Annotated in this window: 6 protein-coding genes and 1 pseudogene (1 of these 7 only partly in view); 2 read left to right on the top strand and 5 right to left on the bottom strand. The window is 62.6% G+C overall.

The window, feature by feature from the left end; translation table 11 throughout:
• Positions 1 to 111: 111 nt before the first annotated feature.
• On the bottom strand, positions 112 to 681 hold the full coding sequence (locus IL54_RS02885; protein ID WP_037473077.1) for a DUF2585 domain-containing protein: 570 nt from the start codon (positions 679 to 681) through the stop codon (positions 112 to 114).
• A 61-nt stretch (positions 682 to 742) separates the two neighbouring features.
• Here IL54_RS02885 and gmk point away from each other — a divergent pair, with 61 nt between their 5' ends.
• On the top strand, positions 743 to 1,408 hold the full coding sequence (gene gmk, locus IL54_RS02880; RefSeq protein ID WP_037473074.1) for a guanylate kinase: 666 nt from the start codon (positions 743 to 745) through the stop codon (positions 1,406 to 1,408).
• Between the two features lie 2 nt (positions 1,409 to 1,410).
• On the opposite strand, the gene IL54_RS02875 is transcribed toward gmk, so the two are convergent.
• The 3 genes from IL54_RS02875 to IL54_RS02865 form a co-directional block, all read right to left on the bottom strand.
• The gene (locus IL54_RS02875; RefSeq protein WP_037473073.1) at positions 1,411 to 2,475 is read right to left on the bottom strand and encodes a class I SAM-dependent methyltransferase; all 1,065 of its coding nucleotides are present in this window, start codon (positions 2,473 to 2,475) and stop codon (positions 1,411 to 1,413) included.
• Complete coding sequence (gene lgt, locus IL54_RS02870) at positions 2,465 to 3,331, bottom strand: prolipoprotein diacylglyceryl transferase (RefSeq protein ID WP_037473071.1); 867 nt, start codon at positions 3,329 to 3,331, stop codon at positions 2,465 to 2,467. Before lgt ends, IL54_RS02875 begins: the two co-directional genes overlap by 11 nt.
• A gap of 108 nt (positions 3,332 to 3,439) precedes the next feature.
• Positions 3,440 to 4,498, bottom strand: coding sequence for a phytase (locus tag IL54_RS02865; RefSeq protein WP_037473070.1), 1,059 nt, complete (start codon positions 4,496 to 4,498; stop codon positions 3,440 to 3,442).
• 119 nt (positions 4,499 to 4,617) lie between these two features.
• On the opposite strand from IL54_RS02865, the gene IL54_RS02860 reads away from it, so the two are divergent.
• On the top strand, positions 4,618 to 6,948 hold the full coding sequence (locus tag IL54_RS02860; protein WP_052027528.1) for a TonB-dependent receptor plug domain-containing protein: 2,331 nt from the start codon (positions 4,618 to 4,620) through the stop codon (positions 6,946 to 6,948).
• Positions 6,949 to 7,019: 71 nt separating this feature from the next.
• On the opposite strand, the pseudogene IL54_RS02855 reads toward IL54_RS02860, so the two are convergent.
• A pseudogene (locus IL54_RS02855) lies at positions 7,020 to 9,631 on the bottom strand (error-prone DNA polymerase) (it continues 990 nt past the right edge of the window).

Below are 9,631 nucleotides of genomic sequence, written 5' to 3'. Positions count from 1 at the left end.
GAAGCGCGAAGCCGATCGCAAGCGCGCCACCAAATTGCTGCCCGACCTTAGCGCCGAGCCGACCCCAGCCGAGCCGATTCCGATCGATACGGCGCGCAAAGCTCGCGAAGGCTAAAGCGCGGCTTGCCAGTCGCGCACGGCGTCGACCGGCCAGGTCAGCATCAGGATGTTGAGCGTCAGATTGTCGCGGATGACCGCAAGCGCCAATAGCTCGAACCCGACGCCGACCACGACCGTCAACCAGGCCGGTACGCGCGATGCGAACAGGAAGCCCAAGGCCATCATGCCGATGTCGCTCACCGAATTGACGATCGAATCGCCCGAATAGCCAAGCGCGATCGTCGCAGTGCGATACCGGTCGATGATGATCGGCGAATTTTCGAGAATTTCCCAGGCCGACTCGATCGCCACGGCAACGGCCAGCCGCAAGCCGATGGGTCGCCGCCGCAGCACCATCCAGGTGCCGCCGTAAAAGAGAAAGCCATGGATGATATGGCTGAGGCTATACCAGTCCGCAACATGCTGGCTATTGCCGCTATCGAGCGCGCCATGCCATAATTCCACGGTGCCACAGGCGCAAATTGGCGGCCTTTGCATCAGGAAGAGGATGACGCCGGTCATCACGACGATCAGCCCCGCAAGGATGAAACCCCGACGATTGGCGGCGTGCTTGCGGCGCATATCCTGTTCCTTCCGTCATCCGGCCTCTTGCCAAAGCCTGTCCCAAGCGTCACTAGCGGCCATGGCCGAGCATATCCCGATCGAAACGCCCGATTTCCAGCGCCGTGGCGTTCTCTTCGTTCTGTCGTCCCCTTCGGGCGCGGGCAAGTCCACGATCGCGCGCAAGCTGCTCGCCGCCGAACCGGACCTGTCCATGTCCGTTTCCGCCACCACCCGGCCGATGCGGCCGGGCGAGGTCGATGGCAAGGATTATCATTTCGTCGATCTGGAAGCCTTCCGCCAGATGACGGCCGACCATGAATTTCTCGAATGGGCGCATGTCTTTGGCCAGCGCTACGGCACGCCGCGCGCGCCGGTCGAAGCGATGCTCAAGTCCGGCAAGGACGTGCTGTTCGACATAGATTGGCAAGGCGCGCAGCAATTGCACCAGATTGCCGGGGGTGATGTCGTCCGCATCTTCATTTTGCCACCCTCGATGGAGGAACTGGAACGGCGCCTGCGCGGGCGCGGGACCGACAGCAACGCCGTGATCGAAGGCCGCATGGCCCGCGCGGCGGGCGAGATCGCGCATTGGGACGGCTATGACTATGTGCTGTGCAATGTCGATGCCGATGATTGTTTCGCGCGGGTGCAAACCATCCTCCACGCCGAACGCATGAAGCGCAGCCGCCAGACCGGCCTCATTGGCTTCATCCGTCGCCTTGGCCGCTATCATCAGGACGATTAATATCAGGCCGTAAAGCCAGCCGGATCGGCCCAGTCGGGATGGGTCCAGGCCATCACCCGGAACAATGTCCCCATCGTCGCTTCATCGGTCAGTCGCATCCGTGCCGCCTCGATCTCCGCCGCGCGCGTGGGCGTTGCGCGGGCCAGTTGCTCGGCGCGCGGATCGATGCCCAATTGCCGCAGGAAATCGCCCTGCCCCACCGTGCCATGCACCCGTAGCCCCGCCTGCCGCGCCATATTGCCGATGACGCTGAAATCGACATGGGTGGTCAGGTCCACCTCGCCCGGATCGGTAAAGGGATCAGCAAACTTGTGCGCCTTGACGGCCTGTAGCGTGTCGCCGAGCAGCGGCCCTTCATAGCCATAGTCGATGACGATTGCCGCCCCGCCCTGCTTGGCAATGCGTTGCGCCAAGGCATAGGCGATGCCCGCGCCCACGATCGGCGTTTCGATGATCGCGCCATCCTGCGCCTGCGCCGCGATCGGCGGAAGGCCCGATTCGATGCGGCGATAGCCGGGCACGGGCAGAAAGGCAGCGTCCGCCTCGCGCCGGATCACCACCCGTTCGCGCCACTCGTCGCCGACATGGATGCATTGGCGGACCGGCAGCGCATCGAAAAATTCATTGGCGACGACCAGCAGCGGCCCTTCATGCGGCAAGCTGTCGATACTGTCGTGATGGATGACATGGGGGATCAGCCCACGCTGCCGGTCGCGCAGAACGGGGCTGGTCTCGACGCAATGGACGCGCGGGGCGAGCGCCGCGCGCTCCATCGCCCGCAGCGCATCGGCCGCCAGCGTGCCGCGCCCCGGCCCCAGCTCGGCATAGAGCGCGCCGGGTCGCCGCCCCGACCGCATCCAGACATCGGCCAGGCACAAGCCCACCAGCTCGCCGAACATCTGGCTGATTTCAGGCGCGGTCGTGAAGTCGCCCTCCAGCCCCAGCGGGTCGCGGGTCGCATAATAATGCTGGTTCGATTCGGCCATATAATGAGCGACCGAGATCGGCCCGCCCGCCGCAATCTGCCGCGTCAGTCGTTCCGCCAGCGGTAGCGGTTCAACTGACACTCGCGCTGCCCGCGATCGGCTCCACCCGCACACGGCGGCCCTTGGCGGTGAAGATGAGGTAGAGGCCGCCCAGGATCATCGGCACGCACAGCCACTGGCCCATATGCAGGCCGGTGCGTGCGGCGAACTCCATCAACTGCGCGTCAGCCTCGCGCACATATTCGACGCCGAAGCGGAAGCAGCCATAGCCGAGCAGGAAGATGCCGACTAGCATCCCTGGCTGGTAGCGGGCGCGGGTGCGCCAGAAGGCGAAGGCGAGGATGGCGAACAGCACGGCCCCTTCCAGCGCGGCTTCATAAAGCTGGCTGGGGTGGCGTGGGAACGGCCCACCGGTGGGAAAGATGATGCCCCATGGTACATCAGTTTCCTTGCCCCACAATTCGCCATTTACGAAATTGGCGAGGCGGCCGAAGAACAGGCCGAAGGGCACGCAGCAGGCGACATAATCGTGGATGCGCAGCCAGGAGAGCTTCTCCTTGCGCGCCATGTAGAGGATGCCGAGCGACACACCCGCCGCGCCGCCGTGGAAGGACATGCCGCCATTCCAGAGTTTGAGGATATCGAGCGGATTTTGCAGGATTTCGGGCTGATAGAAGATCACATAAGCGAGCCGCCCGCCGATGATGATGCCCAGCGTCGCATAAAAGATCATGTCGTCGGCATGCCGCCGGGCCATCGGCGATCCGGGCTGGGCGATCAGCCGCAGCAGATACCAATAGCCGATCAATATGCCCGCCAGATAGGCAAGGCTATACCATTTCAGCGTGAAGAACCCCAGGTCGAGGGCAACGGGACTGAGCCCCAGATCCTCGAAACGGATGGCGCTCGAAGCGGCGGCGGCAAGGTCCAGGATCAAATCGGCTTCCTTAGTGGCAAGACGTTTGCCGCCATAGAGGAAGCCCCGGTCAAGACCAAGGGGGCAGTCGCCGGGCCGGGACGGTTTAGGTCGTCCCGGCCCGAAGCCTTATTGCGGCAGGCCCAGGGCCTTGACGATATCGGCCCAGGCGACGAGCTTGAAATTCTGCGCCGCCGCGCCATTCTCTCCATCCTGCGCGATGAACAGCCCGCCGGGATAGTCGGGGCCGAAATCGCCCAGCATCAGTTCGATGCCGTCGGTTTCCTCCGACCCGCCGATCGCGCCGGCGACCACGCGGAAGCGGCCGACATAGCTGTCGTCGCTGATGCGATAGACGACATAGGCATTGTCGCCCTGGCTGGAAACGAGGACATAGCCGTCCTTCTCTCCGATCGGGGCGATAGCGACGCCTTCGGCATCGGCGACGATATTCTTGCCGTCTGCAGCGGCGATCTTCGTGGGTGTGGTGCTGCCGCTCGCCCGCGCGTCGAAGCGCCACAGGCCGACATCCTCTTCCGCGACATAGAGCGTGCCGGTGCGGTCATCGACCGCACAGCCTTCCGACTGGGTGCCGAGCTTCATCGTTCGCACGATGCGGCCGGTGGGCGTTGCACCCGACGCATCGAGCGCGACCTGGTTGATCGTCCCGTCCTTGAGCACGATGAAAGCATAGAGACCGGCAGCGTCCGACCCCATGCACAAGCCATAGGCTTCGCCCGCACCGCCATCGATGGTGCCGAGCGCGGTCAGCTTGGCCGTCGCCGGATCAAGCCGGAACAGCGCCAGTTTGGCGCGTGCGACATCGTTACGGTCGGAGGCGACGACCAGGATGCCCGTGCCGCCGTTGATTGCGACGCCGTCCTTCAGGTCGATATTATTGACCCGGCCCGCGTCGAGAAAGTCGCGCACCTTGCCGTCCAGCCCATAGACATAGACGCCCGCTTTCTTGTCGGTGCCCACGATCAGGCTGGCGGCGGGGTCCGCCGCATTGCGCCAGATCGCCGGATCATCGGCCGCATCGGCATTGGTGGTGCCGACCGGCGTCGTTTCGCCCCGCGCGGTCACCGACACCGCCGGGGTGGCGTTGGCGATGCGCACGGCGATCGGCAATTCGATTTCACCGGCAGCGCAGGCTGACAATGTAATAAAAGTGAAACCCGAAATCATCGAACTGTAATATTTCTTTCGCGATGCGGTCACGAATACCTCCTAGCGGCCCAATTCGACGGGCTAGATACAAGACACGGCCCACTGGTCAATTAAACTATTCTCAATAGGGGGCAGATATGGTCGCGAGTAAGTGGCTGTTGTTTGGTTGCGCATCGATTGCGCTGTTTTCCGTTTCCGCGCAGGCACAGGCACCTGCTGCCGCCGACGAGATCGCCAAGACGGACGGGCCGATTACCCAGGCGGCCGACATCGTCGTCATCGCCGGAATTGGCTATCGCGACCGCACCGACACCCCCGAACCCGTGCTGAAATATGGCACCGACTATTTTCAGCGTTTCGAGCCGCTGACCGCTGGCGATGCGCTCAAGCGCGTGCCCTCCGTCACCTTTCTGTCGGACGTCATCGAAAGCGACGCGCCGCGTCTGCGCGGCCTGCCGCCCGGCTATACCCAGATCCTGATCAATGGTGAGCGCGTCCCCGGCGGCAGCGCCGACCGGAGCTTCTTCCTCGACCGTATCCCCGCCGAACTGATCTCCAGCGTCGAGATCGTCCGCTCTTCCTCCGCGCGTCGCACGGGTGATGCGGTTGCGGGCTCGCTCAACATCAATCTGCGTGACGGCTATGAACTGAATGGCGGTTATGTCCGTGCAGGCGGCCTCTATTATGACGACAAGGAAATCGAACCGAGCCTGGGCCTGGTCTGGGGCGGTCAGGTTGGTCCCGGCCGTCTGCTGCTGGGCGCGAACCTGCAGGGCCGTCATAATCCCAAGCAGAAGAAGAGCCTGCGCTACGGCGATTCGCCCGAAAATAACGCCGACTATGTGACCGACGATTTCGACAATCGCGAGGACCAGAGCGACACCCGCGACGGCAAGGATTACAGCTTCAACGGCAGCTATCAGATCGACGCAGGCGACACGACGTTCAAGCTCAATGGCTTTTATGTGAAGACCGACCGGACCGAGACCGAGCGCAGCTTTGAATATGACGATCCGACCGCCGTCAATGGCCCGGTTCCCGTCGGCAATCTGCTGAGCGACAACGCCAATGTCTCGAAGATCGATCAGGAGAATTTCTCGATCGACGGCAAGCTGAGCCATGAATGGGCGGCGGGTAAGACGTCGCTGCGTTTGAGCTATGCCAAGTTCATCGAGGACCGGGCCGAAACCGAATATGAGATCGGCTTCGACGTGGACGAAGGGGACGATCCAGAATTTGAAGGGACGCTGACGCAGACGGACATCAAGGACAGCGAATTTTCAGCCAAGCTGGAGCATGAGGTTCCGCTCAACGACAGCATGAAATTCGTATTCGGCGGCTTCTATCAGGACAAGAATCGCCGCAGTGGCATTTTCGAATCTGAGCAGGAAGGCACTGGCAGCTTCACCTGGGACCAGTTCAGCCAGAACCCGACCGATCTGGCCACCGCCTTTGACGATGTGGAAGCGATCGACGGCGGCGATAACCGCATCAAGGAAAAGCGTCGCGATGCCTTTGCCTTGATTGAGGGTGACAGCGGCAGCCTGAAGTGGGAAGCGGGCCTGCGCTATGAAAATACCAAGGTCCGTATCACCGACTATACGGTCGCGGCGGCGATCGCTGACCAGGAAAGCAGCTATGATGCTTTCCTGCCATCGGCGTCGTTCAAATATTCGCTGACCAGTAATGACCGCATCATCGGGTCGGTCGCGCGCACGCTGCGTCGCCCCGAATTCAACTATCTGACCCCGGCAGTTCTGGAAGAGGAAGTGGGTGACAGCGACCTGCTCGGCAATCCGCAGCTTGGCCCGGAGACCGCATGGGGCTTCGACATCGGTTATGAACATCGCATGGGAACGGGCGGCATTTTCGGCGTCAATTTCTTCTATCGCGACGTCAAGGATCTGATCGAACTGACCAATACCGGCGAAGAAGGCTCCGAAGGCGAAGGCACGTTCGTGTACCAGCCGATGAATGTCGGCGACGGCAAGGTGTGGGGCGTGGAGTTTGACCTGTCGTCGGATCTTGGCTTCATCGGCCTACCCAACACCGGCATCTTCGGCAATCTCTCTCTGCTCGACAGCAAGATCACCGATGCGCTGGGCGAACGGCGGTTCAACGATCAGTCGAAATATGTCTATAATTTCGGCTTCATCCAGGATCTGCCGCAAGCAGGCGCAGCGTTCGGTGCGACCTATCGCAAACAGGGTAGCGCCTTTGGCCGAGTGATCGCCGAGGAAGTAACCACCACCTATGGCGCGGACCTCGAAATCTTCGTCGAAAAGCGCTTCGGCAAGACCTTCACCATCCGCGCGGTCGGTTCCAACCTGCTGAACGGTGCCAAGGCCGAGAAATTCAACAAGTTCGACAATCTGGCCGACCAGATCGATCGCAACTTCGACGAATATGAGCTGGAAAGCGAAAAGGCCGGCCCTGTGTTCCAGATCATGGCGCGCTACGCCTTCTGATCCGGCATCAGGTCGTAAATGGAGGGGCTGCGCGGTGCGCGGCCCCTTTTTTGTTGTGCCACGATCTCCCCTCAATGAAAGTCGCGCGAGCCGGGCAATATCCGTACCTGGCGCGGGTGGGTGGCGCTGCGCGGTGGGGGGCTGCCGGTGCCGTCGCTGCTGTGGGTCAGGCGGCCCAGCGCGTCGCTGCGGTCATGCACGCGAACAGCCATCAGGTGGACGACGCCTTCCTTGCTGCGCTGGATTTCGCCCTCCACCAGCATCAGCCGGGATGCCATCACCGCGAGCCGCTGCATCTCGAACAGCCGTGCCCACAGCAGGATATTGGCGACGCCGGTTTCATCCTCGATCGTGATGAAGACGGCATTGCCCTTGCCCGGCCGTTGCCGCACCAGCACCATGCCCGCCACCTGCACCCGTGCGCCATTTTTGGCCGCGCTCGCCTGCGCGCAAGTCAGCACGCCCTCGGCGGCGAAGGCCGGGCGCAGAAACTGCATCGGATGGCCTTTCAAGGACAGGCGCGTCACCTGATAATCGGTCGCCACCTGCTCGGCGAGCGGCATGGCGGGCAGCATGGCGTCTGGTTCCTCGCCCAGTTCCCGCGCCGCCCGGTCCTGTCGTCGCGCCGCAGCGAAGAGCGGCAGTTCGTCGGACGGCGTGCGCCGCGCCTCCCACAAGGCGGCGCGCCGGTCCTGCCCCAGCGAGCGGCAGGCATCGGCGTCGGCGAGCAGGCGGAGCGCGCGTGCAGGCAGGCCCGCCCGGCGCGCCAGATCCTCAATGCTGGTAAAGGGGGCGTCGGCCCGCGCCGCCACCATCTGCGCCGCCCAGCTTTCGCGAAACCCATCGACTTGCCGCAACCCCAGCCGCAGCGCCAGGGCTTTCCCCGTCCCCTCCCCCCGATCCGTCCGGCGCGCCCGGTCGATCGGCTCCAGCCCATTGTCCCATTGGCTGGCATTCACATCGACACCGTGCACGGTCACGCCATGGGCGCGCGCATCCCGCACCAGTTGCGCGGGGGCGTAGAAGCCCATCGGCTGAGAATTGAGGAGCGCGCAGGCAAAGACCGCGGGCTGATGGCATTTGAGCCAGGCCGACACATAGACCAGCCGGGCAAAGGAAAGCGCGTGGCTTTCGGGGAAACCGTAGCTGCCAAAGCCTTCGATCTGCTTGAAGCAGCGTTCGGCAAAATCAGCCTGATAGCCGCGCGCGGTCATGCCCTTGACCAGCTTTTCGCGGAAATGGTGGATGGTGCCGACATTGCGGAAGGTCGCCATGGCGCGGCGTAGCTGGTTCGCCTCCGACGGGGTGAAGCCCGCGGCGACGATGGCCAGCTTCATCGCCTGCTCCTGAAACAGAGGCACGCCATAGGTGGCCCCAAGCAATGTTCTCAATTCGTGGGGATTATGCGGTGGCGCGGGATGCGGAAATTCCGGCTCCTCTTCCCCACAGCGCCGCCGCAGATAGGGGTGGACCATATCTCCTTCGATCGGTCCAGGCCGCACGATCGCGACCTGAACCGTCAGATCGTAAAGATTGCGGGGGCGTAGGCGGGGCAGCATGTTGATCTGGGCGCGGCTCTCCACCTGAAATACGCCGACGCTGTCGCCCTTGCACAGCATATCGTAAACGGATGCATCATCGGAATTGATATCGACCGTCAGGTCGTGATCCCCCAGCCCGTGACAGCGCATCAATTCATAAGCCTTGCGGATGCAACTGAGCATCCCAAGCGCCAGCACATCGACCTTCATCAAACCCAGCGCATCAATGTCATCCTTGTCCCACTCGATGAAACTGCGGTCGGGCATGGCGGCATTGTGGATCGGCACGGTTTCGTCCAACCGATTCTGCGTCAGCACGAAACCGCCGACATGCTGCGACAGATGGCGTGGGAAAGGTGCCTTTATCAGTTGCTCGACCAGTCCCCGTAGCCGCACGACCTCCGGATTGTCGAGGGCGAAGCCAGCGTCGATAATCCGCGCTTCGCCCAGATCACCGGAATGGCTGCCCCATATCGTCGCCGACAAGCGCATCGCCACATCTTCGCTGAGGCCCAGCACCTTGGCCACTTCGCGCAGCGCGCTGCGGGACCGATAATGGATGACGGTCGCAGCGATGCCCGCCCGCTCGCGGCCATAGCGGCGATAGATATATTGCATCACTTCCTCGCGCCGCTCATGTTCGAAATCGACGTCGATGTCGGGCGGCTCGTCGCGCTCTTCCGACACGAAGCGGGAAAAGAGCAGGTCATGCTTCATCGGATCGACCGATGTGACGCCCAGCAGGAAGCAGACGATGGAATTGGCCGCCGATCCCCGTCCCTGACATAATATGGGCGGATTTCGGGTGCGGGCGAACCGGACCAGGTCATGGACAGTCAGGAAATAATAAGCATATTTCTGGATGCGGATCAGCCGCAGTTCCTGGCCGATCAACGCCCTGACTTTTTGCGGCAACGCCCGGCCATAATGCCGTTTCGCTCGCCGCCGCACCATGTCCTCCAACCAATCGTCCGGTGACCAGCCGGGAGGAACCGGCTCGTGCGGATATTCATATTGAAGGTCGCTGAGCTTGAAATCGATGCGGGCGATGAACCGGATCGTTTCGGCTATGGCATCGGGGCAGGCGGCAAAGAGCCGCGCCATTTCCGCAGGCGGTTTCAGAAACCGTTCGGCATTGGCGT

The sequence above is a fragment of the Sphingobium sp. ba1 genome, assembly GCF_000743655.1.
GTDB lineage: Bacteria > Pseudomonadota > Alphaproteobacteria > Sphingomonadales > Sphingomonadaceae > Sphingobium.
This window is presented reverse-complemented; position numbering and strand designations above follow the sequence as displayed.

What these genes read in the sequence shown, in the direction of transcription:
- IL54_RS02860 (WP_052027528.1), top strand. Translation starts at nt 4,618, where the DNA reads ATGGTCGCGAGTAAGTGGCTGTTGTTTGGTTGCGCATCGATTGCGCTG.
- gmk (WP_037473074.1), top strand. Translation starts at nt 743, where the DNA reads ATGGCCGAGCATATCCCGATCGAAACGCCCGATTTCCAGCGCCGTGGC.
- IL54_RS02885 (WP_037473077.1), bottom strand. Translation starts at nt 681, where the DNA reads ATGCGCCGCAAGCACGCCGCCAATCGTCGGGGTTTCATCCTTGCGGGG.
- IL54_RS02865 (WP_037473070.1), bottom strand. Translation starts at nt 4,498, where the DNA reads ATGATTTCGGGTTTCACTTTTATTACATTGTCAGCCTGCGCTGCCGGT.